Raw genomic sequence first — 26,323 nt, forward strand, 5'->3', positions numbered from 1 at the left:
TACGGCCTTGGCAACATCGCCGGAAACGTCAATATTCACACGAAGAACGGTGGTGATCGGACTCAGGTAAGACTATTGACGGGCAGCTTCAATACCTTTGACGGCAGTCTTTTGACCAGTGAAGAGCGGGATGGTTTTTCCCAGACGTATTTTGTCGGTTACCGGCAGACCGACGGGTACCGGGACCATTCGGACCTGAAAAAAGGGGCGGCCTCGGGAAAGTGGTTTTACACCCCTGACGACGGCCCTCTCACTGTAGGGCTGATCGCCCGTTTTTTCGGGATAGATGCTAACGCACCAGGCTATCTGACCGAATCCATGGCTGAAAATGATCCCGAACAAGCGGCGTCTTTTGCCCGGACCGATGGAGGCATTCAGGAGAACAGACATGTGAGCCTCCACGCGGATTACAAACTGTCCCCCACCGTGAATGTTTCCCTTAAAACCTACGCCCAGGAGCTTGAGCGAACACGCTGGTGTCGCTGGAGCGACGCGGGTAGTCAGCAGGAACGGTATTCGGACGATGAACAGTACGGAGCTGTTTCTACACTCAGCTACGTTGTTGAAGATTTAGGGATCGATCGGCTGAAAGTCGACTGGGGGCTGGATGTTCAGTATCAGGACAATGCGGACCAGCGATGGACCACCGCTGACCGTGTGCGTCAAGGCGGACCAGTGAGGGATTGGGATTTGACACAGTCTTACTGGGGCAGTTACGTACAGGCCGACGGAACGATCAATCCATGGCTTCGTCTGGTCGGAGCGCTTCGGGTAGACCGCTTTGACGGGGATATGAAAAATGTCCTGACCGGCACCCGATCGGATATGCTGGATATGGATCTGATCTGGCAGCCCAAGGCCGGTTTCATCCTGACGCCTGAACGCGGCTACAGCGTCTATGCGAACTGGGGCCGGACGTTTCAGATTCCCGGAAGCCCCCAGTTGTTTGGACAGGATACTTCAGGCAATGAAATCTCACGGTCATTGAGCGAATCGATCAACGACGGGTGGGAAGCGGGACTCAAGGTTTCCCCCTTTGCCTGGCTCTCGTCACGCCTTGATTACTGGGAACTGGTTTCCACCGATGAAGTCCGAAACAAGGGAGATGGAAGCGGGGATTATATCAACACCGGTGAAACACACCGAAAGGGGTGGGACATAGCCCTTACGGTCAAACCCCATCGACTGTTTGCCGTATGGGGGTCCTATTCCCGGGTTCAGGCCGAATACACCGATCCGGGGCCGGGTCTGAATGACCGTCGCGGCAAAGATATCGAAAATATACCGGACTATACGGCCAAGCTGGGGGTCGACGTTGATCATCCATCAGGGATTACCGCGAGCCTGTGGCTTGAATCCCAGGGCAAATACCATGTGGATCCCCAGAATATCAAGCCTGAGGTCGGTGATTACGACGTGTGGAATATGAGCCTGGGTTATACAACCGGCAGGACGACCTTCGGCATCGAAGTCAAAAATCTTCTTGACGAGACTTACAACGCCTTCGTCTGGGATAGTGAATACGGTTTTTCTCCGGGTGACGAACGAAGCCTTTATGCCTGGGTCATGCTGGAATATTGATTCAGCCGCCCCTTAAGGCGGCTTCAACGGTTTTCGATGGGTTAATGATTCACATGAACATGGAGGAAAAACCATGATGATTCGTCTGTTGTGTTTTTTTGCTGCGTTATGGATGCTTGCCCCTCATTCGGGCGTTCAGGCTGGAAACGGGCCGAAAACGCTGATCTATTCCCATACCGGCAATGTGGGGCCACTTAATCCTCATCTTTATTCACCGAATCAGATGTTCGGTCAGGCGATGGTCTACGAACCGCTGGTGCGTTATGAAGAAAATGGCCGGATTGTACCTTGGCTTGCGGAATCATGGGCCATGGAACCCGACGGATTGGCCTGGGTGTTTCATCTGAGAAAAAACGTTCGCTTCTCCGATGGGACTCCGTTTAACGCCGATGCGGTTAAAATGAATCTTGATGCCGTGTTGGCCAACCGCTCACGGCATGAATGGCTCGAGTTGGCGACCGTGATACGGCGTGTCGAGGCGCTTGATGCTTTCACGATCCGGCTGTCCCTGATTCACCCGTATTATCCGATCCTTGAAGACTTGTCTCTGATAAGACCCTTTCGTTTTTTGTCTCCCTCGGCGTTTCCTGAAAACGGGAATACGGCGGAGTCTTTTCGTGCTCCTGTCGGCACCGGACCGTTCAAGTTGGTTGAAACCCGTCTTGGAGAATATGACAGATTTGAACGTAACAACGATTACTGGGGGCCTTTGCCTGACATCGAACGTATAGATATTCGGGTGATTTCAGACCCGAACACCTGTGCGATGGCTTTTGAAACAGGGGAGATTGATCTGATTTATGGGCAGGATCAGATCAGTCTGGACACGTTTGATCGTTTTCGGAACGATTCAAGATATATTTCAAGGACGTCTTCACCGATGGCTTATCGGAATCTGGCCGTCAACAGCAACCGGGGGCCAACGCGGGATCGTTCGGTACGCCGGGCCATTCAGCATGCGGTCAACAAAGATAATATAGTGTCCGGGATTTTTCTCGGTACGGCCGAAAAGGTGGATACCCTTTTGCCCCAAGAACTTCCATATTGTGATGTGGAGCTTGAACCTATCGGATTTGATCCCGATCAGGCCGGGCGGCTGCTCGAAAAGGCCGGCTGGAAAAAAGAACCGGACCGTCCCTTCAGAATGCGTGATGGGCAGACCCTTTCGGTGGATATCGTTTTTGTCGGCAATAATATCATCGAGAAATCCATCGCCGAGGTGATGCAGGGCGACCTGAAGAAGGTAGGCATCCAGTTGATTCTTCGCGGCGTTGAAGTGGATCTGTTTAAAAAAATCCAGAAAAACGGGGAGTTTAACATGGTGTTCAACGACACCTGGGGCGCGCCCTACGAGCCCCATTCGTATTGCAGTTCCATGCGCGTCACGTCACACGGAGATTGTCAGGCCCAGTCGGGCCTGCCCATGAAGCAGGATATTGATCGTGCCATTTTAAGGGCATTGCGAACCCTCGATGAACGGGAACGAAAAGACTCTTACCGTTATATACTGTCCACGCTGCATGACGAGGCCGTGTATTTCCCGTTATGCAGTATCAATGGGCTCATGGTTCATCGGCATACGTTGGGGGGAGTTTCGTTCGGTGCAACCCAGTATGAAATTCCCTTTGAGAGGATAAGAATAAATGAAACGTTTATTCTAAGCGAGCGAGGTTTATGATGATACATTTTATCGGACGACGGCTGACGGCTCTGATTGGCCTTCTTTTGGCGGTGTCGGTGCTGGTTTTTTTGGTGCTCCGGCTTGGCGAAAACGATCCGGCCATGGCCTATCTGAGGCTTTCCGGCATTCCGCCCACGGATCAGGCTCTTGATACGGCCCGACAAGCGCTGGGCCTTGATCGGCCCCTGGCTGTTCAGTATATGAACTGGTTATGGCGCGCCATTCACCTTGATTTCGGCAATTCCTATGTTACGGGAACACCGGTTCTCGAACGAATTCTCTACTACCTGCCCAATACGCTTTATCTGGCGGGCGTCTCTCTGCTTCTGACCATCGGACTCAGTTTGCCCCTCGGGATCGGAGCGGCGCTTTACCGCGATCGCTGGCCCGATCATCTGGTCAGGGCACTGGCCTTTGTCGGGGTATCCACGCCCAATTTCTGGTTGGGCTTTCTTCTGGTCTATCTGTTTTCGGTCAAGCTGGGCTGGCTGCCGGCCATGGGTATGGGAGGTCCTGCCCATGTCATCATGCCGGCATTGACCCTGGCGTTGATGTCACTGTGCATCAACGCCAGACTGATCCGAGGGTCCATGCTTGAACAGATGAACAGCCGCTCTGTTCTGTATGCCAGGGTTCGGGGCATCCGGGAACGCTGGATCGTGGGGCGGCATATCCTAAAAAATTCTATGATTCCCGTGGTGACCGCCATCGGCATGCATATCGGCGAACTGCTGGGTGGGGCGGTGGTGGCGGAAATTCTTTTCGCCTGGCCCGGTGTGGGGAGGTATGCCGTTTTTTCCATTTACAATCGGGATTTTCCCGTGATGCAGTGCTTTATCCTGATGATGACCGTTATCTTTGTCATCTGCAATCTACTTGTCGATATCCTGTATGCCTGGCTGGATCCGCGAATACGTTTTGAAGGAGGTGTGATGTCATGATGGTGTTCCGCGCGCTGTTCAAACGCAAACTCAACTGGGTGGCCCTGCCGCTGATATTTGTTTTTCTGTTCATGGCCGCATTCGCTCCTGCGATTGTCCCCCATGATCCGGAAGAGGTGAATCTGGAACTGAAACTCGAATCACCAAGCTCTCGGCATTTTTTGGGAACGGACCATCTGGGCCGTGATATTTTTTCCCGTCTGATATGGGGAGCCCGTACGTCTCTGGGGTCGGTTTTCCTGATTATTAATCTGGTGATGCTTCTGAGTATGGTCGTGGGCTGCGCCGCCGGGCAGATCGGAGGTGTTGTGGATTCGGTTCTGATGCGAGTCTGTGAGGTGTTTCTGACCTTTCCTACGTTTATCCTGGCCATGTTTCTGATCGGTGTTTTGGGTATGGGCATGACCAATGTGGTTATCGCCATCGTACTCACCCATTGGGCATGGTATGCGCGAATCATCCGCAGCCTGGTGCTGTCGATGAAAAACAGGGAATATATTCTGGCGGCGAGGGTCTCCGGCACCGGTGGTCTGACGCTGTTTCTGCGTCATCTGGCTCCCCCGGTTCTTGCGCAGCTCGTAATTTTGGCGACTCTGGACATCGGACACATGATGCTTCACGTCTCGGGCCTGTCCTTCCTTGGCATGGGCGTTCAGCCCCCGACGCCTGAATGGGGCGTGATGATCAATGACGCCCGCCAGTTTATCTGGTCTCGACCCGAATTGATCATGTATCCCGGAGCGATGATTTTTCTTGCGGTTCTTGCCTTCAATATTCCCGGCGATACCCTGAGGGACAGCCTTGATCCCGTTATCCGTTCCGAGGAGGTGTGACATGACTCGCAGAGATGTTTTGACTGTTGACAATCTGACGCTCACCTTTTCCGTTGGCGGTAAAGAACGGACATTGGTTCGAAATCTGAGTTTTTCCATTAGCGAAAATCGAACGATGGGACTGATCGGTGAAAGCGGATGCGGTAAATCGCTGACCTGTCTGGCTATTATGGGGCTCCTGCCTCGCAGCATCCGTATGACCGGCGGCGAGATTCTTCTTTGGGGCAAACCGTTGACACAAGGATTGTCGGTGATGCACCGATCCATGAGGGGAAGGGACCTGGCCATGATTCTCCAGAACCCGATGAGCTGTTTTGATTCGGTATTTACCATTCGCCATCATTTTATGGAAACGTATTATTCCCATGAACGCGCGTCGAAAGATAAACCGGGCGAACGGATCGCCGAAGCGTTGAAAGCCGTCGGGTTCGATCAGCCCGATGATGTTCTGGATCTTTATCCGTTTCAGATGAGCGGCGGAATGTTGCAGCGCGTCATGGTGGCCCTTGCTCTGTTGATGCGTGTTCCTTTTCTGATCGCCGATGAACCCACCACAGACCTTGATGTGGTCTCTCAATCCCGAATACTTGATCTGCTTGATCAGGTCAGAAAACGTTATGACATGAGTGTTCTTCTGGTAACCCATGACCTCGGGGTCATTGCCCGTCTGGCCGATGAGGTCGTCGTCATGCAGAACGGGAATCGGGTTGACGGCGGAGCTGTCGGTTCGCTGTTTCGTTCATCGGAACATCCCTATACCCGTGCAATTCTTGAGGCGCATCTCAGTTTTTATGACGATCGGTTCCAAAAGATCCGATCATCTGTCCAGCAATCGGAACAGGAGGTGGCCCCATGGCTCTGATTGAATTAAAGGGGGTATGTAAATCGTATCGTCAGGGAGGTGTTTTTCGAAGTCGAAGGGTTCATCGGGTTCTTGAATCCGTCGATCTGGCCATCAGGCCGGGGGAATGCCTGGGCCTTCTTGGCCGCAGCGGTTCAGGGAAAAGCACGTTGGGGCGCCTGGTTCTGGGGCTTGAACGGCCCGAGGCGGGGGAAGCAATGTATGAGGGGGTTTCCATTCATAATCTAAACGGGGAGGCCTATCGAACCTTTCGTCGAAATGTTCAGGTGGTGTTTCAAAATTCCCTGGGATCAGTCAACCCTCGCTTCACGGCGGCCGACATCATCGCCGAGCCTATTCGAAATTTCGAAGTCCATTCCAAGGACGCCCTCCGGGAGATTGTCGGCAATCTGATGGAACAGGTCGGGCTTTCGGTCGCAGACGCATATAAATATCCCCATCAGTTCAGCGGTGGAGAACTTCAACGGATCTGTATCGCTCGAGCCATTGCTCTCAAGCCGCGTCTGATCGTTCTGGATGAAGCGGTCAGCAGTCTGGATATGCTGAATCAGGCGAAGATTGTCGAGCTTCTTCTGGATCTTCAACAGCATATGGGTACCGCTTATGTGTTTATCTCTCATGATATCCGGGTGCTGATGAAAATGGCGGATCGTATCGTCGTGCTCTCAGATGGGAAGATCGTCGATGAGATTGATCCGGAACGGTCCGAGGAGACGGTGCGGCATCCGGTTTTTTCAGAACTGATCGAATCGGTTCTGCCGCCTATGCCTCCGTGCGCGGAATGGTAAATGCCCTGGAAGGAAACATGAGGCAATGCTTCATGTTTCCATTTCATAATGGCGTCCTTTTGTTCACGAATCCTTTTTGAGAACGTAAATGTCTCCGTCGTATGTCCCTTGAATGTTGAGTTTCTGGGCTCCAAGGGCCTTCAGATAGTCGATATGCTCTTTTTCGATTGTCTGGCCGGGGACGAGAAGGGGGATGCCGGGCGGATAGGGGGACACCAGTCCCGAGGAGATCCGGCCCACGCTGTCTTCGAGTGCGACGGCTTCCCTCGGGCCGAAAAAGGCCGAGGCCGGAAGGCAGCTCAGGCTGATTTTCGGTATGATCTCGGGAAGTTTCCGCCGGTGCTTGGATACGGGCAGGGCAACCTTTTTCTGGTCGAGTTTTTTCAGTGCGTTGTAAAGGCGGATGACCTTGGACCGGGTGCCGCCGAAGGTCAACAGCACCAGAATGGTGGAATGGGTGTATTTTTCGATTTCAAGGCCGATTTCATCAAGCAGGAACCGGTGTATTTCCTGGGTCGAATAGTCCAGGCCGGATACGTCGATGAGGATTTTCAATGGATCATGCCCCATGTTGTCCCCGTCGAAATGGGCAAAGGCTTTTCTGAAATCGTCGATGCCGAGAATGCGGATATTGCGGAACGCGGCCATGTGTTCCTTGAGAACCTGGACGTGGCCGAGCAGGGCGTTGATGATCCGGTATCCTTCCATTTCGAGTTGCTTCCGGCAGATATCGAGGCTTGAGATGATCTGGTATTTCGGAGACGTGCTTGAATAGATGCTGTAGATTTCATGAAAAAAATCGGCGTCGAACTCCGGGTCGTTCACATGGATGTACGAGGCCTGGGAAAAGGCGGAAACGACCTTGTGGGCCGAATGGGTGATGTAATCCGCTCCGGCATGGATGGCCGAATAGGGGCGGAACCTTGGATGGAACAGGGAGTAGGCGAACCAGGCTTCGTCGATGAACACCTTCATGCCCCGGGCGTGGGCCAGATCCACAACCTGTTTCAGGTCGATGAGCAGGCCTTCATACGTGCATCCGGTCAGGATGAGAAGCGTTGCATGGGGGTGGGCGTCGATGGTTTGGCGGATTTCGGCAAGGGAGGGGGGCGCGAAGATACCGTAATCCGGTTGAAGGATGCTGTTCAGGTAAATGGGGTTGGCCCTGGCCTGAATGATGCCGTAGTGGACCGACTTGTGGCAGTTCCGGTCCACGATGACCGTGTCGTTGTCCCGGAGGAGGGTCTGGAGAATGATTTTGTTGGAGGTGCTGGAACCGTTGGTGACAAAATACGTCTTGGTCACCTCGAAGGTGTAGGCCGCCGCCTCCTGGGCCTTGCCGATCATGTGGCTGCCCTCGGAAAGGGAACCCAGAAAATCCACCGAAACCGAGAGGTCCCCGGCAAAGACATTCCGGCCGTAGAACTGATAAAAATCCTGGATGTAGGGGCTGTGGCGGAAGCTCGATCCCCCGCTGTGGCCGGGGGTGTGCCAGGAGTCGTTGTTTTCCGTGACATATTTCCGGTAAGCGGTCCAGAAAGGGGTCTGGGCGCGGTCGTCAAAGTCGTTGAGGATGTATCCGAGGATGGATTCGGGGTCGCTGATGATGTCGTCCATGAAAAAGAACGCGTCGATATCCTCGGATTCGTTGACAATGGAAAGGCCGATACGCTCGTCCCCCAGAATGTAGATGGGCACGGAAACACGGATGGTTTTGATCCGATCGATGATGCGGGTGATGCCGGCCGTCTGACGGGGCCCTGCGTCGTTTCGGTCGTCGGCACGTCGTTCGGGATCCCAGCTGAGAATCACGGCCTGGATGTCGCCGTCGGCTTCGACCTGCCCTAAGGCTTCGGCGACCGATGAGGCCCCGAGTACTTCAATGATGATATCCGTCCGTTCGAAATTACCGGCGCAGGTTATAATGCTCGATGAGATCCGCTCCTGCCTGGCCTGGTCCGTATCGATCACCAGGATTCTGAGTTCGGGAAGGGTCATGGCTGCCCCCTGGGGTTCGGGTGAGGATCAATCTGAAACAGGTTGTGCGCACTGGCGCGTGTCTTTACTTACATATCATAATCCCACGCGACGGGACACGTCTTTATCATGACGGTCCGTCGGACAGGGCCATGATACAAGATGAACGATCACGGTGACGATGCGCCCCTTATTTCACCTTGATCCACAGCAGCCGGGCCGTGGCCGGGCCGGGGTTTTCCCACTGGGAGGGGATTTCGCTTTTCAGGTAGATCACGTCGCCGGTTTTGGCCGTGCAGGTGGATTTCCCGGTTGCAAGGGTCAGTTTACCGGAAAGCAGATAACCCATTTCCTCGCCTTTGTGCACGAAGAAATGGGACGGGAGTTTGGTTTTGGGCGGTATGTCGATCAGGTAGGGTTCGGCCTTGGGTTCGAAATCCATGGGGGTCAGCAGGACACCGCTGAGGCTTTTGGCCGGAAGATCGCTGAACTTGACGGGGACGCCCTGATCGGACGGGAACACAAGACGGCTGTCGATTTCAGCCTGGCCCTGGAAAAAGTAACCGATATCCACGAACAGGGCCTCGGCGATTTTGAGCAGGGCGCTGATCGAGGGGGAGATCAGGTTGCTTTCCACCTGGGAGATGTTGCTGGGGGTGACCCCCACCAGGCGGGCCAGTTCGGCCTGGGTCACGCCCTGTTTTTTTCGGAGATCCTTGAGACGCAGGCCGATATTGATGCGGTTCCTGGCGCTTTTGTCGTCGGCGAATTCGATGGTCATGCCGGTTTTGGTGAAGGTGAAGGGCCGGTTCTGGGTGCCGGGGTTGCGGCCCTGGGCCTTGAGGATGGTCAGGGCCGACGTGTCACCCACATTCGCGAGGTCGATGGCCACCTGGGCGATCTGGTTGATGTGGGCCTTGAGCTGGGTGGAGTGGGCCCCTTTTTCGATGATCCAGTAGGCGATGGTGTTCAGATCGTACAGCCGGGGGCAGGAATGGGAGTAGAATTTCCGGATGGTGTCCTCGCCGCCCCAGAGATCCTGCATGCCCGTCAGGCTTTCGAACACGAAACGGACGTCGCCCTCCATGGTTTTATGGATGCCGTAGATGGCGTCCATGACCTTTTCGGGTTTGGCGGGTTCGTTGACCCGGATGATCTGGTAGGGCCACTGGGCCCCGTTCTTTTCGTAGAATTTTTCAAAGATTTCGGAGCCGTCCCCCTTGCCCTGGGTGAAACAGTCCAGAATGGTCAGGTGTTTGCTTTCGGCCAGCGGCCCCAGCATTTCGAGAAGGCTTTTGGGGGACCGGTCGAAACTGACGTAGATGATGGCCTTGTTCTGGGCCTGGGAGGTCTGGATCAGGTTCATGCAGAAGGGCAGGGCCAGGCTGCCCGCATCATCGTAAAGGATGACGTTGTCACCGATGAACAGTCCGCCGAGCAGGCGGTCGAGAGAGCTGATGCCCGATGAGACGCGTGTTTTTTCTGAAAACATAAAAACCTTTCCGTGTTGGGTTTTGTAAGGCGTCAAGTATAGAAAAAACAGGGAAAGACTGTCAACAGATCCGAAAAAATAAAAACGCCGGGGAAGGGGTCCCGGCGTTTTTTTGTTTCAGGCCTTCGGGGGAGGGGGAGGGTCAGGCCTTGAAACCGTGGAGGGCCTCCAGGGAATACTGTTTTTTGAAATGCTCGTAATTCAGAGAATAATCCAGCTCCTTGTGGCAGGTAAGAATCATCTGGCCGAGCAGCCGGTGAATGACGATCATCAGATAGCAGATGAGCGGTGTGGCCAGCCTGGGCGACTGGCTGATGTAAAGGTGAAAGACGGCAATGACGGGCATGTAAAGGATCGAGAGCATCAGGTACTGGGTACCGACTTTTTTGAAGATATCCGTGAACCGGGTCAGGTCGAAAAAGGCTTTGAACGATCGGCTGGTGACGGCTTTCATCATGCCCATGGGGAGAATGGCGGCCAGGCAGATCATGATGGCGTAAGCCAAAACCGGATGACCGATCTCCAGGGCTCCGATGAACAGAACCGCAGCCACAAGCAGGATCGAGGATTGTTTGACGACCATGAAAATGTGACTCATCAGTTCATGGGGGGGGATATGGGTGAAATTGGGTGCCTGGTTTTTTCCGTTGACGGTGTGGGTGAGCACATTGAGTCCGTAACTGGCCGTCAGGCCCCAGATGATGGTGAAAAGAACTTCGTTTAAATAGATATTGTCGGTGAACAGCATGCCCAGGCAGGTCAGCACGGCGATGACGATCAGGGAAAAGGAGCTGAACGGGTAAATCAGGGCCTTGGCCGTGCCGACCAGGACGTTGTCGCTGATATGTTGAATCCCCGTCCATTCGACCATGCGTTTGCAGGTGGGGCAGATATGCACGATGGGTTCATCCTTGGCAAAGCGGAAGTTCTTTTTTTCGACACAGGTAAAACAATATGAGGTGTCGCACTTTTTGCAATACCAGTGGGCTTCGCTGAAAGAATGATTGACGCAGTATTTTTCCATAACCGTTCTCCTTTAACTCAGTGGTCTTCGTGTCTATGACGGCGGCCGCTCCCGGTGTCGGGGCAGCCAAATTCATTACGGTGTTTTGACGGCTCACCCGCCCTGTGATTCCGAACGATGTCGGCTGCCGCGATCGTCATGACGATTTCTCCCCGTTTTCGGGCTGATCGCCAATGGGCGACGGCGTGACCGTTTCCGTTGCGGCGGGAACCGCGGCCCGACGGCTCACGGTTCCAGTCAGAATCTCTTCCACCCAGAGGGGCGGAAAAATCAGCAGGTCGTACAAGCGGACCATCAGGTCGCCAATGCCCATGATAAGGGTTCCGGAAAGAGTCAGGAAAAAAGCGGCAAGGCGCATGGCAAAGGCGACGACAATGCCCAGAACGGTCCGGCTCGCCAGAACGAAGGCCGAAAGGGGAATGGCGGTGAGGGCCAGGATAAACGGCAGGATGAACGTCAGGGCCATCCGTCCCAGGGTGGGAATCAGGGTGTCTTCGGGAACAGGCAATGCCTGTCCCGACAGAGCCTGGATCATGTCTTCCCGGCTGAGTACGGGGGGGGCGCCCAGCACGGCAAGGGACGATGAAATACCGGCCAGGATCACAAGAAAGGACAGCATGACCCAGGTCATGCGTCGCTTTGTTGCGTCGTCCATCTGTCCGATGACCGGGAACAGATCGGTGATTCCCATCGATTCCATCAGATAGACACCGATGGACACCTCGAGCAGAATAATGATCAGCGTTACCGCATCCGAGGACTTCAAGGGACCGATAAGGCCATTGGGGTCCATCAGTTCCGCCATGGACGGCGCGACCAGATGGACGTTGACGACGATACCCCAGACGGCGATGAACAGCCCCAGACCGGAGATGAAAAACCGGGTCATGGACGAGGCGCTGAGGGCTCGTTCGGCCCGGTTGGTTCGGTTCCGGATCGCTTCGTATTCGTCCATCTTCCGATCGATTCGGGTGGACCGGTCACGGATGCCGGAGACGATTTTACCCACGGAATCAAGGGTCCGCGTGAGCGATCGCCAGTAGGGCAAGAGACGATGCAGCGCGTCATGGTGTTTTGCAACGGCGCTCCGGTATTCCTCCATGGCCTGTGTATGCTGGGCACAGGTGCTTTGGTGAATGTCTTTCATGATAGCGCTTACCGCTTTGTTTTCAAGGGTTTCCCTGGGAAGCCCGGCAAGGGCGTTCAGCGCGCCCACCCATTCGGGCGGGGAAGGCGGGATGTCGGAACTTTGCCGGTAATCGGCGTCGATGCGGTCGATCTGTTCCAGAATCCGGCGTCTGAGAGAGGGGAATCCGCCCAGGTCCCGTTCAACCGCGGTATTGATCCGGAAAAATTCCTTTTCGATCTGTTTTTCAGCTGCGTCCAGGCCTGCGGTGAAAAGGACCTCCCGGTTCCGCTGTTGAACCGCCGTTTCGGCGGAGAGGATCGCCCGGGCCGTGTGGGCCAGTCCGTGCCGGACCAGACGGCATGAGGCCTGCACGGCGGCGTGGGCCGGTTTTCGGGCCAGGTAAAGAATCGCGATGGACAGAACAAGCCAGATGATGACGTTCAGGGCCTCGTAGGGCGTCCAGATATTGAGCAGCTGTATGACGGTCATGACGTCTCCAAAATAATTAATCAGAATGATTATATCGTAAACATGATTCGTGCCAGGTCGGATTTATTTTTCCAATTAATTAAAATTATGGATTTTTATATAAATCAACCCGGTTTCACCCCTGCGTCTTCAGGGCTATTTTTTTAAATGTTTTTTGATCAGGTGTGATATATGATCAACCCTGGTTATATGTCAAACGTCGATTTCCAGGGCCATCGCACGACCATGGGATATGCCGGAATCATACATGAAAGGAAGACCCATGATATACCCGCCATATATTGAACAGCCCATGGCATTCCCGGATTTCTACCGGGTGACCGACATCGGTTCCGCCACGGCCGTGGACGATGTGGAAACGACGGTTTGCCGCGAACTGGACCGTGTGCTTCCCGGAAGCGGGATCGAACCCGGACACCGTGTCGCCGTGGCCGTGGGCAGCCGGGGTATCACCGATCTTCCCCTGATGGTCAGAGCCCTGTGCAGGGCACTCAGGGGCATGGGCGCAGTTCCCGTGATCATACCGGCCATGGGCAGTCACGGCGGGGCTACGGGTCCTGGACAGGCTGCCCTATTGGCGTCGTTGGGGGTGACCGAAGCGACCTGCGGCGCGCCGGTGTGTTCGTCCATGGCGGTCGACTGCATGGGAGCGATTCTCGACGGGGTGCCGGTTTATTACTCCCGGGACTGCCTTTCCGCAGACCACGCCATTCTGATCAACCGCATCAAGCCACACACCAAGTTCAAAGGACCGGTGGAAAGCGGTTTATATAAAATGCTGTGCATCGGGATGGGCAAGCACGAGGGGGCCCTGGCCCTGCATCGGGCCGCCCTGCGCCACGGTTTCAATGCGGTGATCAAAGGGGCGGGGGACCTTCTGCTCCGATCCGCCAACCTTCGGTTTGCCCTGGCCGTGGTGGAAAACAGGCAGGATCGTCCGGCGGTCATCCGGGCCGTTCCGGCTTATCGGCTGTTCGATGAGGAAGCCAACCTTCTTAAAACGGCGAAGACGCTTTTTCCCCGGCTGCCCTTTGAACGTCTCGATGCCCTGATCATCGAGCGGATCGGCAAGGATATCAGCGGGTCGGGCATGGACCCCAACGTGACGGGACGGGCCTTTGATCTGAAGGAAGATGATTTTTCCCAAAATCTCTCCGTGACCCGCATCGGCCTGCTGGACCTGAGCGAACCCGGCGACGGCAACGCCATCGGTCTGGGCAACGCCGACTTCATTACCGAAAAGCTCTATCAGCGCATGGATTACGGCAAGACCCTGACCAACGCCCTGACCAGCCTGTCCATTCGCAAGGCCTTCATTCCCATCCGGCTTCGGGACGATCGCTGCGTGATCCAGGCGGCCATGCTGACCGCGGGCGTGGACGACCCCGGCGCGCTTCGGGCCGTGATCATCCGAAATACCCGGGACCTTTCACCGTTCTGGGCCAGCCGGGCTCTGCTTGACGAGGTGTCGCGCCTGCCCGGTGTCCGGGTGGAGGGGCCGTTTGCCCTGACCTTTTCTCCGTCGGGCGACCTGGCGCTTTCCTGAACGACCGGCAAGAAAAAAGCGTTTATATTTCGACAATTGTCCGGTTAAATACAATCACTCCATTCCAAATGACATTATCGGATACGATCCGGTTTCCTCGTCACGTCGCGTCCGAAATGCTGAAACAATGCGGTCTATAACGGCCTGAGCCCCTCCTTTCGTTTCGCCTCCGGTGTTTTTTTCGATGGCATATCAATTGCAGACTTTCGGGTCATCGCCTCGGCGTGCCCAATCAATTGATGTCATAACGTACACGAGCAACAGCAACGATCAGGAGGTATCTGTGTTTGCAATCTTCAACAGCGGCGGCCCATTCATGTATGTCATTCTCGTGGTGTCCATCACGGCCTTTGCCTTGTTCTGCGAGCGGGGGGCCTATCTGTATTTCCGGCTCAACCTCAATGCGGACAGCGCCTACAAACGCGTGGTCACCCTCCTCGAGAAGATGAACTACAGAGGCGCACTGGACGAATGCACCAAGATCGAGCACCATCCCCTTGGCCGCATTCTCAAGGCCGGTTTGATGAAGGCCGACAAGCGGGACAAGGAAATCGAGCTGGTCATGGAAGAGAATATCATGCGTGAAATCGGCCATGTAAAAGCCCGGATCAACTACCTGACCCTGTTCGCAAACATCTCGACCCTCCTGGGTCTTCTGGGAACCATCCTGGGCCTGATCTCGGCTTTCAAGGGGGTGTCAAGCGCCAACGCGGCCATGAAGCAGGAGATCCTGGCCAAAGGTATTTCCGTGGCCATGCTGACCACGGCCTTCGGTCTGATCGTGGCCATCCCATGCCTCGTGGGCTACTACCTTCTGAACAACCGGGGTGAGCACATCATCGGCCAGTTAGAGGAAAAGGCACTTTCCCTGTACAACCTTCTGACGTCCATGAAACGGGAAGAAAAGGAGTAACATCATGGCACTCGGCAGACGACGACGCATGGACGACGAGGAAATCGAACTGGACATGGTCCCCATCATGAACATGTTCCTGGTTCTGATTCCCTTTCTGCTTTTATCCGCCTCGTTTTTTCATATCAAGGCCATCAATACCTCGGTGCCGGTGCTGTCGTCGAGTGAGGCGTCGCAATCCGAACCGTCCGATCCCAAAGCACAGATCAAGGTTACGGTCATCGTGGAAATCAAGGATGCGGTCATCGCCCTGTCGGCCATGAGCGACGAACTGGAATACGACGACCTGGTCAAGCTGGAGGCCGATATTCCCGTGAAAGAGGGCGCCGCCTATCCCATGGACCAGCTGGCCGCCCATCTGAAATACATCAAGGACTCCTACCCCAAGAGCGACACCCTGATTCTTGTGCCCGCCTCGTCGGTGGTCTACGGCACCATCATCGAAACCATGGACATGGCCAGATCATCGGAGAATATCGAAATGTTTCCCAATGTGGTGTTGTCCGGAAAGGTGGGTTAGGGGGAGCCATGGCTTTAGGCAAACGACGCAAGGCGGTCAAGCCGTTCATACCGCCCAAACTCCAGATCACCTCGATGATGGACATGTTCACCATCATCCTGATTTTTCTCCTCTTCTCCTTTTCCAACAATCCAGAGCAGATGGATCTTGAAAGCGAGATGACGCTTCCCCAGTCCACATCCAAGCTCGACTACAAGGACAGCATCCGGCTGGTCCTCAGCAAGAACCAGCTCAAGCTTGACGGCAAGGTGGTGGCCACCCTGGACGGCGATCAGGTGACGGGCCTTGAGACCCTCTACGACGAACTGAAAAAATACCGGGACGTGGCCGACGAGCTGAAGAAAAATGAATCCGAAGAAACCAGGAAGGAACACATCCTGTTTTTGTGCGACAAGCAGCATTCATTCAAGGTGGTCAACGCCATCGTGAAAACGGCGGGTCGGGCGGGATACCCCAACTTCCAGTTCGCCGTGGTGGAAAAGGAGTAGGAAGGATGAAACGTCTTATCACCATCGCCGGGGCCCTTTCGACCCTGCTTTTTCTCGAGGTGATTTTCGGATCGCCCACGGCCTATGCGGCCGAGGAGAAGAAAACGACCGCCGGAAATTCGGGCGAGCTTTTGACCCGCATCGATTTCGGCAACTCTTACATCACCGGCCAGACGCTGAAATCCGGGGCGGTGTATCTGCTTCAACGCAAGAAAAGCGACGTGAAGACCATGCTCACCTACCGTGAGGACTACCGGAAGGAAATTCTCGAAAATCACGATATCCGTAAAAAGGATACTGAACAATAAGGTGTCACGCTTACCTCGATCAAAGGTTGGGAATCATGACTGTTTCATTGAAAAGAAAGCCTGCGGAAACCACTGACGAAAAGGCCGTGCCGGTTGGAACCCCGGGCGGGTTTATCGTCCAGCTTTACGTGTTTAAGGGCGAACGGTACCTGGGATGGGACTGTTTCGACACCCGAAAAATCCTGGTGGGCCGGTCCCCGTCGGCCGATCTGGTGCTCGATGATACGGCCCTTGCGGATATTCAGGCCGAATTTCTGGTCGGCGGCCTCAAGAGCGACAGGATCATGGTGGCCGACCGCGGCAAAAACGGGGCTCTTTTCATCAACAACAAACCGCTGACCCATGGTCTGGTGGGGCCCCTTGATGTGGTCAGGATCGGAGCGTATACGATCAAGACCAAGATCAAGGCCATGGAGTCTGTCGAACCCTTCCCCGAGAGCGTCCGTGACCTGAACGATGCCCCCCTTGATGGGCCGTCCGCGGTCAGCGATCCGGTTGTTTCGTCCGAGTCCCTGGCCCGGCTGTCCGAAGACCTTCCTTCCGTCATGGATGAAACGGACCTTGCACCTGTGGACGTGGACGCTCTTCTGGGCCTTGAGGAACCTGAGGCCGAAGACCTCGCCTGGGACGGCATGGACGATCCGACGGAGGATCTGACCGATCTTGATCTTTTCGAAGAAGAACCCTGCGGTGCCGCCTTTGACCTTGCGGTCGATGAAACCCTGAGCGCGCGCGCTGTGGCCGTCGACTGGGATGAATGCACGGACGAGCTTCAGCCCGATCAGCTCGATCACATCGACCCCGTGGCCCCGGCTCCCGAGCCGGCTCCTGAGGCCCGTGAGGCGAAAACGCCCGAAGCCGCTGAACCCGTTATTGAAAACACCTTTCCCGCCTCGTTTTTTTCCGTGATCGAGGATGAGGAAGACGATGACGACGACGACATGCCCGCAGCCTTTTCCCTCCGGGACAAGCTGGTTGGGCAGGATCGAAACCTGGGGCGGTCCGCCCGGGGCGAAAAGGTCCTCGAGGTCATTACCCTGCGCAAGGACAACGTGCTTGGCATCACCCACCTTAAGGAAAAGGGCGGCCATGTGCTGATCGATGACGCGGAGCATTTCTGCCGGGTCGATCATGATGAAAAACACGGCACCCGTCTGACCTTCAGCGAGCCGCTCCTTGGAACCATCAACCGGCAGGGCGACACCCTGTTTCCCGCCGAGAAAAAATTTTCACCCAAGGCCCTTCTTGGAGGCGGCAAAACTTACAGCAGCCTGCTTCCGTCCAAAGGCGAGCTGGTCCTTTCCGACGGCTTTTACGACTATGTCCTGCGCCAGAGTTTCGTCAGCGCAGCGCCCGCAGAGAAAAAACGCCCCGAAGACGCGGCGCCCATGCCCAAGCGCCTCCTTCGGTCCACCGCCTTCAAGTACACCTCACGGGCCGTGGGCTTTCACATCATTTTGATGATCATTTTATCCTACTCCATCACCATGCCGGACAAATCCGAATTCAAGGATCCGGAAACCTATTTCGTGATGGTGGAAACCGAGAACATTCACAAACCCGTGAAACCCAAACCCAAGCCCGTGATCCCTGCGCCCGCGCCGAAAAAGATTGAAAAGGCCAAAAAAGAAGAACCCAAACCGGGCACCCAGGTGGCGGCCCTCAATCCGAAAAAACAGCCCGTCAAAGCCGAGAAACCCAAAGCCGGCGGAGGCCACAAGGGGACCGTGGTCAACCGTAACGTGAACGACATGGGCCTTCTGGCCACCCTGGGCATGAAAACCGGCATCGAGATCAAGCCCAACGAAGCCCTGGCCTCGGTGACCAACATGGACGCCGTCACCAGCACCCATGCCCGTGAAGCGCGCATCAAGGTCGGCGGGCTCATCGGTGATCTGGGTGACAGCCGTATCGCCATTCCCAGCGGCGGGGTGATCAACAACAAGGGCGCGGCCGACGTATTGAGGAGCGCAGGCATCGGCGGCAAAGGGTCCGTTGCGGCCCTTGAGAGCGGCAATACCGGGCAGCGTGCCGTCAGCGGCGCCGTGTCCGCACCCCTCACCAAAAAAGTGAAATTCAAGGGCGGCGGCATCAGCCGGGAAGCCGTGGCCAAGGTCATCAACGACCATATCGATGAAATCAACTACTGTTACGAAACGGCGCTGATCAGCGATCCCACGCTGATGGGCAAGATCGAGTTCGAGTGGGTGATTCTGCTTTCAGGCAAGGTGGGCGAAGTGAGGATCAAATCCTCGACGGTGAAATCCAACGAGATTCACGCCTGCATCAAGTCCGCCATCAGAACCTGGGTCTTCCCCAAACCCCAGGGCTCTGCGGTGGAAGTGTCCTATCCTTTTGTTTTCGATGTTTCAGGCTTTTAAGGAGCGCACGGCGTTTATGAGACGATTTGTCATCACACTGATCCTGGTCATTCTCTCACTGGTGACCATCGGACATGCCCAGAGCGCGGAAACCGACGAACCGGTTTTCGCCATCCAGGAAAAGATTTTTCACAAATACCACGAGCTGGCCGTCATCGCGGGCTACAACGGGGGGGAGGATTTTTACCAGGTGTTTCCCCTGGGCCTGTCCTACACCTTCCATTTCGATGACAACATTTCCTGGGAAGTGGGACGGATCTACGCCAACTTCACACGCGAGAAGGACATCCTCAAAACCCTGCTCAACGATTTCGGCGCCGCTCCGGTCAGCTTCTGTGAGCCCAAATATCAGATCCTTACCCATCTGGTGGTCCGGCCCTTTTACGGCAAGGATGCGGTGATCAATAAAACCATCCTCAATCATGAAACCTATTTCTTCATGGGCGGAGGGTTTGATTTTTACACCAAGAATTATTCCGACGGATTCACCCCGGGCAAAAACAAGATGGCCCAGATCATCAGCTCCGGGGTGGGCATCAAGTATTTCATCAACCAGGATATCAACATCGCCTTCGAGGTCCGTGATTTCGTGACCTTCAGGGACAGGGAGATGGTCAACACCGTCTGGTTCGGCATGAATCTGGGGTTCCGTTTCAACCTGGGCAGCAGGCCGTCCTATTCCGACGAGACCATTTCCATCCTGAACGGGTACCTGAAAGACAAGTAGGCCATGATGACACGACGATCGCTTATACTCATGATGCTGTTTGCCCTCCTGGTCGCAGGGCCGCGCGCCGTCATCGCTGAAGACGGTGCCTTGGCTGTCGGAGAGCAGACGGCCCCGGTCACGCCGACGCCTTCGGAAGACCCTGCGCCGGCCTCTGTCGCCCCGGCCGATCCGTCCATGGTCGACCCGGCGGCGGAGCCCGAACAGAACCCCATGGACCTCTTCGATCAGGGGTACGCCCTGTTTTCAAAGGACGACTTCATCGATGCGGCGCCATATTTTTACCGCTATATTTCCGAAAACGGTCCCGAAGCCGATGAATACGACTGGGCCGCGTTTTTCCTGGGCATTTCCCTGAAAAAAAGCGGCTATTCCCATGCCGCCGTGGACGTGTTGACCCATCTGGTCACGCGGAAACCCAACACGCGCATCGTCACCTACATTCTGGAGCTGTTCGAGACCATGTCCCGGACCATGCCCTATGACCGGGACAAGGTGATCCACAAGGCCATCATCGACCAGGATTATGGTTTCGTGGACAGTTCCCTCACCGATTTCATCAATTACCATCAGGGGCTGTTTGACTGGGAAAACGGGTTCGACGACTGGGGCGACAAGCATTTTGCCAAGATCCGGCAGGGAAGCTACTACCACTTCATGTTCCGTTACCGGAAAGCCCTGTACGATATCAGCCGGGACCGGATCGATGAGGCCGTCACCGTGCTCGAGGAAATCAACGGGGCCGATTTCGACGGCGAGGATCTCAAGAATCAGGTCCGTAAGACCCTGGCCCGGCTGCTGTACGAGAAAAAAGAGTACGAACGGGCCGATGAGCTTTATCAGAGCATCAGCCACAACATCGTGTTTCAGGCCCAGAACCTGATGGAACGATCCTGGGCCCAGTACCGCATGGGCCATGCGGAAAAGGCCATGGGCCTGCTCTATGCCTTCAAGGCCCCCGTGTACCGGAATTATTTCACCCCCGAGTATTTTCTGCTCAAATCCTTCATTTACAAGGATGTCTGTCATTACCAGCGCGCCCTTGCCGTCATCGACGAATTCCGTGACCATTACCGGGAGGCGTTGGATGCGGTTTACGGCAGAAAAGACCCCACGGACAACCAGGCCCTGCTTTTGGCCCTTCTGGGCCACCGTAAAATCAATGAAACCTGGGCCTTTCTCCGTCTTCTGGACACGGAGCACAGCAGAATTCAAAGGCTGGAGGACCCGGGTCTGTCGGACTATCTCCGGACCATCTACGATCTGCGTCTGGAGCAGGCCCGGCGGGAGTTCCGGCTGCGTGTGGACGAAAAATACGTGAATCTGGCCAACGACCTTCTGGAATATGAGGAAAAAGCGGACCTGATGGCTTATGAGGTGGGCCTGGATATGTACCAGCGGGTGTATCAGTACCACTACACCGAAGGGGCGGACCGCGGCAAAACCGAAACCGTTGCGCCCGGACGTTATCTGGCCGTCTATCCCTTCCAGGGTGAGTTCTGGAACGATGAACTCAACATGTACAAGGTGACCCTGGAAGACAAATGTGCCTGCATGGAAGAATGGGATATCTTTTTCAAATGAAACGTCACCGCTTGCTATCGCTTATCGTTGCTGTCCTGGCCCTGCTCGGCCTTTGCACCCTCTCGTTCGCCGAAGAGGCGGACACGGCCAAGGCGGAAACACGCTATGAATTCGAAAAAAAGGACAAGGAAAAAGAACAGCAGCGTTTCCTTGAAAAGCTTCAGAGCGACAAGGCCAAGGTGGATCTTGCCATCGGCAACACCAAGATGCTGATCGACAAGTCCCGAAACATGCCCTACCTGCCCGAACTCTACCTGCGGCTGGCCGAGCTTTATATCGAAAAGTCCCGGTTCGTCTATTTTATCCGCAAAAACGAGACCCAGGCCACCTCCAAGGCCCTGGACAGTCTTGAAACCAATACCTTGAAAAACCTGGCCATCGAAACCTACCTGAGGATCCTGAACGATTTTCCGGACTACCCGGACAACGACAAAATCCGGTTTTTCCTGGCCCACGAATACCGTGAGCTGGGTCAGATCCCCGAGATGGTGGACCAGTACCGGACCCTGATCAAGACCTTTCCGGACAGCGCCTACACCCCGGAGTGTTATCTGCTTTTGGGAGATCACTTTATCAGTGAGCAGGATCTGGAGATGGCCCTTCGGCATTACAAGAAGGTGCTGAATTATCCGGACAGCTCGGCCATCGTGATCGCACGGTACAAACTGGCCTGGGGCCACGTGAACAACCGGGACTTCGCGGCGGCCATCAAGCTGTTCGAGGAATCGGTTACGGCCAACGACGCGGACAAGGAAATCGACGTGGACACCTACAAGCGGGTGGACATCAAGATGGAATCGCTTGTGGACATGGCCTACTGTTATCCCGAAGTCTACAAGGACAACACCCCGGCCCAGGCCATCGACTATTTCAGGAAATACGCCTGGTCCCGTCAGGTATACACCCATGTGCTCGAAAAACTCGGCTACCGCTACCTGATCAAGAAAAAATACCGGCATGCCGTTGAAATCTACCGTCAGCTCGCCACCCTTCAGCACGATGAGAAAAAACTCCTGGAATATGCCCGGAATATCTTCGAATGCGTCCAGGAACTGGGCGACTTCAAGAACGCGGACAAGGACGTGGATATCATTGTCCGCGCCCTTGAAAAACAGACGTACTCCATTCATATCCCCGACGATGAAAAAAAGAAAAACCTGACGGATTACGAGCTTTACGCCCGGAACATCGTGACCCATCTGCACAAACAGGCCCTGAAAACGTCCGAGGCCGAGGCCTTCGCACGGGCCGCCGATGCCTACAAGGTCTACCTTGACTTTTTCGAACACACCTCCGTGTATCCGGACATGCTGGCCAACTACGCCGAAACCCTCTTCGCCTCCAAACGCTATCTGGAAGCCGGAAAACAGTACGAGGCGCTGATGGCCTTTATGGAGCGTCCGCCTGCGGAGAAGACGGCGGCCGACGCACCGGCGCCTGAAACGGCCCCGGACAAAAAAACGGCGGCGGCCCGGAACACCGATCTGGCCAAAAGCGGCGTGCCCGCACGCATCGACCTGATCAACAGTGCCGTGATTTCCTATTACAACGCTCTCAAAAACAAGGAAAACCTCAATTATTACCAGATCACCTTCGCCCGGGGGGGCCTCCGTGAAAACGGCAATCTCTATGTGAAAGAATTCCCCCAGTCTCCCAAGGTTCCGGACATCCTGTTCAACATCGCCTGGATCACCTTTGATGAAGGGAACTACGTCGAGGCGGCCAAAAACTTCACCGCCTTTATCGACCGGTACCCCCAGGGCAAGGCGTCCGAATCGGCGGTCCACCTGACCCTTGATTCCTACCATCTGCGGGAGGATTTCGAAGGTCTGGTGGAATTCGGTCGGAAGATCGTCCAGGATACCCGGATTTCTCCCAAGGTCCGAAACGAGGTGGCCCAGGTGATGAAGGCCTCGGAAAGCCGCATCGTCAGCAACCTGACCATCGACGCCATGAACGACTGGGAACTGGGCAGCCGGAACATCGAGGAGATGGTCGAGAAACACAAGACCACCGGTCTGGGCGAGCAGGCGCTAAATGCCCTGATCATTTCGAGCAAGGACAAGGGCAAGCTCGACACGATTTTCTCCGCCGGATACAAGCTGATCAAATACTATCCCGAATCCGCCCATGTGGCCGACGTGATGGCCGTGATGATCGATTCGGCCGCATCGGCTTCCCAGTACCGGGTGGTGGCCCGGTACCTGGAAGAGTTCGGCCGACGGATGCCCAAACATGAAAAGGTCCCGGCCTTCATGAAAGAGGCCGGTCGGATCCGCAAGTCCCTGGGGCAGTATGCCCTTTCCAGCCAGGACTATGAGATGTTCCTGGCCCGTTCGGACCGGAAAAATCCGGACAGGGTGCCGGTGATGTTCGATATCTGGGAAAACGCTGAAAAGACCGGAGATCAGGCCGGGGCCGTGGAGATTCTCGACCGCGGACTACGGGAGATGTCACCGCCGGACGCGGTCCGGGCCCGGGCACTTCTGGCCGAATACCATCGAAAGAAGGGGGATTACAAGAAAGCCCTCTCATACCGGAAGCAGGCCGTCAAAGATTACAAGGCCCGGTATGCGCCCGAGAACCCGGCCATGAACGATGCCTATGCCGCCATGGTGTTCAACGCGGTTCAGGGGTCCTATGACCGTTACATGAACACCAAGCTGGGCAGCGTCATCGACAACCAGGTGGTGGCGGCCAAGGCCTCGCTTCTGGGAAATCTCGAGGAGGGCTACGCCTCGGTCATCGGACTCAAATCGCCGGAATGGGTGCTTCAGGCCTGTTACTACGCCCATGAGATCAACCGGGAATTTGCGGTGTTCCTCAAGGAATCGCCCCTGCCCGAAGGGCTCAGTGAGGAGCAGGGCGCCCAGTACAAAAAAATTATTTTCGACAAGGCCCGCAGCTACATGGACAAGGCCGACGAATACCTGAAAACCGGTGAAGCCCAGCTGGATAAATGGAAGATTATCAATCCGGCCGTCACCGGGCTTTACACCGGCGAGCCGACCCGGATCGAACCCTTTGGCGGGAAGAGCTCCGCAACGGAGATTGCCGAGCAGTTCCTCAAGGACGAGGCCCTCAAGGAACTTCACTACGAGATTTTTCACGCCCCCCAGGATTCCGAGCGTTTGTTCAGGCTGGCGGGCATGTACTACGATCGCGCCGATTACCGCCAGGCCCTGCTTCTTTCCTGGAAAACGGTGGATTCCGACGCCGCCGAAAGCCTGAAGCTCCAGGCTTACAAACTGATCGGTCTTTGCTATCTGTACACCGGGGAAGACATGCGGGCCCGGGATGCGTTCAACGAGGTGCTGAAACGGGATGCCCGCGACATGGAAACCCTGATCAACCTGGGCGGACTGCTCAAACATTACCGTCAGGATGAGGAGGCCGCAGGCCTCTACCTCCGCCTTCCCAGGGAACTGAAACTGCAGAACGCCGGTCTTGCCCTCCATCCGGTGGCCAGGGAGATGTATGATGCATCGGTCAAGACCAACTAAATCGGGCTATGCGCGCCGCTTGATTCATCCGGTTTTTGCCGGGTTCCTGATGCTCGCCCTTTGTTCCGGCTGTTCGGACGATGGCGGCGCACCCCTCAATGTGGATGAAACCATCCCCGTCAGCGTGTCCTGGACCATCAATTCGGTGCTTGCCCAGGACCCGGCCGACCGCAGCGATCTGGATGACGGGATGGCCGAAGACTACATCGAACCGCAAATCAGCGTCGCTGAGCACGAGGGTCGCGTCCACATCGCCTACTACGATGTCAACCCCGATCCGGTCACCCGAAACGATCATCCCTACCGCCTGATGTACATGTCTTTCAACGCCGTTGATTTCCGTCATCTTTACTCCGGGAACACCATCCGTGAACGGGTGCTCCTGATCGATGACGATCCCCGGAACCGGTCCGGTCTGTCCATCTCCGTGGCCGGGGGCAAAGCGGTGATCGCCTATCCGGTGACCCGGCTCTACATCGTGCTTGACGACTTCGACCTGAACAACCAGGGCGATGTGATGATCGCCGTGCGCGACGGAGCGAACACCTGGCGTCATGAGATCGGGGCCTATGGCTATGTGCCTCCGGACAGAAACCCCGTGTTCCGTGACGGTCTGGCCCAGTCCGATTTCCGGGTGGCCGGGGGCGGCGGGCTGGTCCACCTTTCTTTTCAGTTCTATTACGAAGGTATCGATTCCTACAATTTCGATTATCCGGACCTGCGCTACATCGCACAGCCGGTCAACGCCTTTGACAACGCTGACGTGAACGCCGTGGCCGACCTGGAAGAGGATGTGGAAGGCAATATCTACCAGAGCTTCGCCTCGGGCCAACAGTCCTTCCACGGGGGGGCCAACCATCTGATCTTAGACGGCGAGGGTGAGCCGGTGGTGTTCTATTACGTGGATGACACGGTCAACGGCAACGCCCAGGACCGGGGCCTCCGCTTTGCCCGCAAGGTCGACGGAGTCTGGCAGGCGCCCCAGTGGATTGAAAGCGGCATCACCGTGTCCAATATTCGCGGGGCCGTGCGGTCCGACGGCGGGATCTTTGTGGCTTATACCGTCATCGAGATCCCCGATTTCATCGACAACCAGACCGAATTGCCCTCCATCGTGAAATACGCCGAGCAGATCGACGTGATCACGGGCTACGACCCCGACGGCGAGGCGATCCACGGCTGGGAGTGGCGATACAATTACGTGAACTACAACACCATCTGCGGCGCCGATCTGACGCTGGCCCTGGATTCAAACGACCGTCCGGTGGTGGCGTACTACGATCACATGAATTTCACCCTCAACCGGTTTTTCAGCCGGGTCAAGGTGTCCCGGAGAAACGACGCCGGAGCCTGGGAGGTCTGTGTGATCGATCCCGAAGCCGTGGGGCTGAGCAACGAAACCAGCCCCTATGACGTGCTGCCGGGCAGCACGGATACCATGTATATCGGCAGGTACAATCACCTGTGGCTGGATGAGGATGACCGGATCTATCTCGCGTCCTATTCCACGGTCAACAAGAAACTGTTTATTTTTGCCATGAACCCTTAGCCGGGCG

The 26,323-nt window shown here is 55.7% G+C and carries 20 protein-coding genes; 16 read left to right on the plus strand and 4 right to left on the minus strand.

Annotated elements, in window-relative coordinates:
• From ACYQ11_RS16075 to ACYQ11_RS16100, 6 genes are all read left to right on the plus strand, one after another.
• The coding region (locus ACYQ11_RS16075; RefSeq protein ID WP_459924829.1) for a TonB-dependent receptor at positions 1 to 1,581 on the plus strand (1,581 nt) is incomplete at its 5' end.
• A 73-nt stretch (positions 1,582 to 1,654) separates the two neighbouring features.
• A complete protein-coding gene (gene nikA, locus ACYQ11_RS16080; RefSeq protein WP_459924830.1) occupies positions 1,655 to 3,259 on the plus strand; it encodes a nickel ABC transporter substrate-binding protein in 1,605 nt (534 codons plus the stop codon).
• Complete coding sequence (nikB, locus tag ACYQ11_RS16085) at positions 3,256 to 4,203, plus strand: nickel ABC transporter permease subunit NikB (RefSeq protein WP_459924831.1); 948 nt, start codon at positions 3,256 to 3,258, stop codon at positions 4,201 to 4,203. Before nikA ends, nikB begins: the two co-directional genes overlap by 4 nt.
• Positions 4,200 to 5,036 (plus strand): nickel ABC transporter permease subunit NikC, encoded by an 837-nt coding sequence (gene nikC, locus ACYQ11_RS16090; protein WP_459924832.1) that lies wholly within the window; start codon positions 4,200 to 4,202, stop codon positions 5,034 to 5,036. Before nikB ends, nikC begins: the two co-directional genes overlap by 4 nt.
• Positions 5,005 to 5,898, plus strand: coding sequence for an ABC transporter ATP-binding protein (locus tag ACYQ11_RS16095; RefSeq protein ID WP_459924833.1), 894 nt, complete (start codon positions 5,005 to 5,007; stop codon positions 5,896 to 5,898). The genes nikC and ACYQ11_RS16095 overlap by 32 nt, the downstream gene beginning before the upstream one ends.
• On the plus strand, positions 5,889 to 6,686 hold the full coding sequence (locus tag ACYQ11_RS16100; RefSeq protein ID WP_459924834.1) for an ABC transporter ATP-binding protein: 798 nt from the start codon (positions 5,889 to 5,891) through the stop codon (positions 6,684 to 6,686). The genes ACYQ11_RS16095 and ACYQ11_RS16100 overlap by 10 nt, the downstream gene beginning before the upstream one ends.
• Positions 6,687 to 6,749: 63 nt before the next feature.
• Here ACYQ11_RS16100 and ACYQ11_RS16105 read toward each other — a convergent pair whose 3' ends face one another.
• The 4 genes from ACYQ11_RS16105 to ACYQ11_RS16120 all read right to left on the minus strand — a co-directional run bounded on the left by ACYQ11_RS16105 (position 6,750) and on the right by ACYQ11_RS16120 (position 12,797).
• The gene (locus ACYQ11_RS16105) at positions 6,750 to 8,684 is read right to left on the minus strand and encodes an aminotransferase class V-fold PLP-dependent enzyme (RefSeq protein ID WP_459924835.1); all 1,935 of its coding nucleotides are present in this window, start codon (positions 8,682 to 8,684) and stop codon (positions 6,750 to 6,752) included.
• 169 nt (positions 8,685 to 8,853) lie between these two features.
• Positions 8,854 to 10,155 (minus strand): helix-turn-helix domain-containing protein, encoded by a 1,302-nt coding sequence (locus ACYQ11_RS16110; protein ID WP_459924836.1) that lies wholly within the window; start codon positions 10,153 to 10,155, stop codon positions 8,854 to 8,856.
• 142 nt (positions 10,156 to 10,297) lie between these two features.
• Complete coding sequence (locus ACYQ11_RS16115; protein ID WP_459924837.1) at positions 10,298 to 11,179, minus strand: hypothetical protein; 882 nt, start codon at positions 11,177 to 11,179, stop codon at positions 10,298 to 10,300.
• A 136-nt stretch (positions 11,180 to 11,315) separates the two neighbouring features.
• A complete protein-coding gene (locus ACYQ11_RS16120) occupies positions 11,316 to 12,797 on the minus strand; it encodes a hypothetical protein (protein ID WP_459924838.1) in 1,482 nt (493 codons plus the stop codon).
• Positions 12,798 to 13,059: 262 nt separating this feature from the next.
• On the opposite strand from ACYQ11_RS16120, the gene ACYQ11_RS16125 reads away from it, so the two are divergent.
• The 10 genes from ACYQ11_RS16125 (at position 13,060) to ACYQ11_RS16170 (ending at position 26,316) form a co-directional block, all read left to right on the plus strand.
• Positions 13,060 to 14,343: a nickel pincer cofactor-dependent isomerase, group 22 gene (locus tag ACYQ11_RS16125; RefSeq protein WP_459924839.1), complete on the plus strand. Its 1,284-nt coding sequence runs from the start codon at positions 13,060 to 13,062 to the stop codon at positions 14,341 to 14,343.
• 283 nt (positions 14,344 to 14,626) lie between these two features.
• On the plus strand, positions 14,627 to 15,256 hold the full coding sequence (locus ACYQ11_RS16130; protein ID WP_459924840.1) for a MotA/TolQ/ExbB proton channel family protein: 630 nt from the start codon (positions 14,627 to 14,629) through the stop codon (positions 15,254 to 15,256).
• A 4-nt stretch (positions 15,257 to 15,260) separates the two neighbouring features.
• Positions 15,261 to 15,776 (plus strand): ExbD/TolR family protein, encoded by a 516-nt coding sequence (locus tag ACYQ11_RS16135; protein ID WP_459924841.1) that lies wholly within the window; start codon positions 15,261 to 15,263, stop codon positions 15,774 to 15,776.
• 8 nt (positions 15,777 to 15,784) lie between these two features.
• Complete coding sequence (locus ACYQ11_RS16140; protein WP_459924842.1) at positions 15,785 to 16,264, plus strand: ExbD/TolR family protein; 480 nt, start codon at positions 15,785 to 15,787, stop codon at positions 16,262 to 16,264.
• Positions 16,265 to 16,269: 5 nt separating this feature from the next.
• A complete protein-coding gene (locus ACYQ11_RS16145; RefSeq protein ID WP_459924843.1) occupies positions 16,270 to 16,572 on the plus strand; it encodes a hypothetical protein in 303 nt (100 codons plus the stop codon).
• 35 nt (positions 16,573 to 16,607) lie between these two features.
• Positions 16,608 to 18,953, plus strand: coding sequence for an AgmX/PglI C-terminal domain-containing protein (locus ACYQ11_RS16150; RefSeq protein ID WP_459924844.1), 2,346 nt, complete (start codon positions 16,608 to 16,610; stop codon positions 18,951 to 18,953).
• 16 nt (positions 18,954 to 18,969) lie between these two features.
• Complete coding sequence (locus ACYQ11_RS16155; RefSeq protein WP_459924845.1) at positions 18,970 to 19,680, plus strand: porin family protein; 711 nt, start codon at positions 18,970 to 18,972, stop codon at positions 19,678 to 19,680.
• Between the two features lie 3 nt (positions 19,681 to 19,683).
• A complete protein-coding gene (locus ACYQ11_RS16160; protein ID WP_459924846.1) occupies positions 19,684 to 21,264 on the plus strand; it encodes a tetratricopeptide repeat protein in 1,581 nt (526 codons plus the stop codon).
• Positions 21,261 to 24,767, plus strand: a complete 3,507-nt coding sequence (locus tag ACYQ11_RS16165) for a hypothetical protein (protein ID WP_459924847.1) — start codon at positions 21,261 to 21,263, stop codon at positions 24,765 to 24,767. Before ACYQ11_RS16160 ends, ACYQ11_RS16165 begins: the two co-directional genes overlap by 4 nt.
• Before the next feature lie 49 nt (positions 24,768 to 24,816).
• Positions 24,817 to 26,316, plus strand: a complete 1,500-nt coding sequence (locus tag ACYQ11_RS16170; protein WP_459924848.1) for a hypothetical protein — start codon at positions 24,817 to 24,819, stop codon at positions 26,314 to 26,316.
• Positions 26,317 to 26,323: the final 7 nt, after the last annotated feature.

Source organism: Desulfatiferula olefinivorans (genome assembly GCF_054657895.1).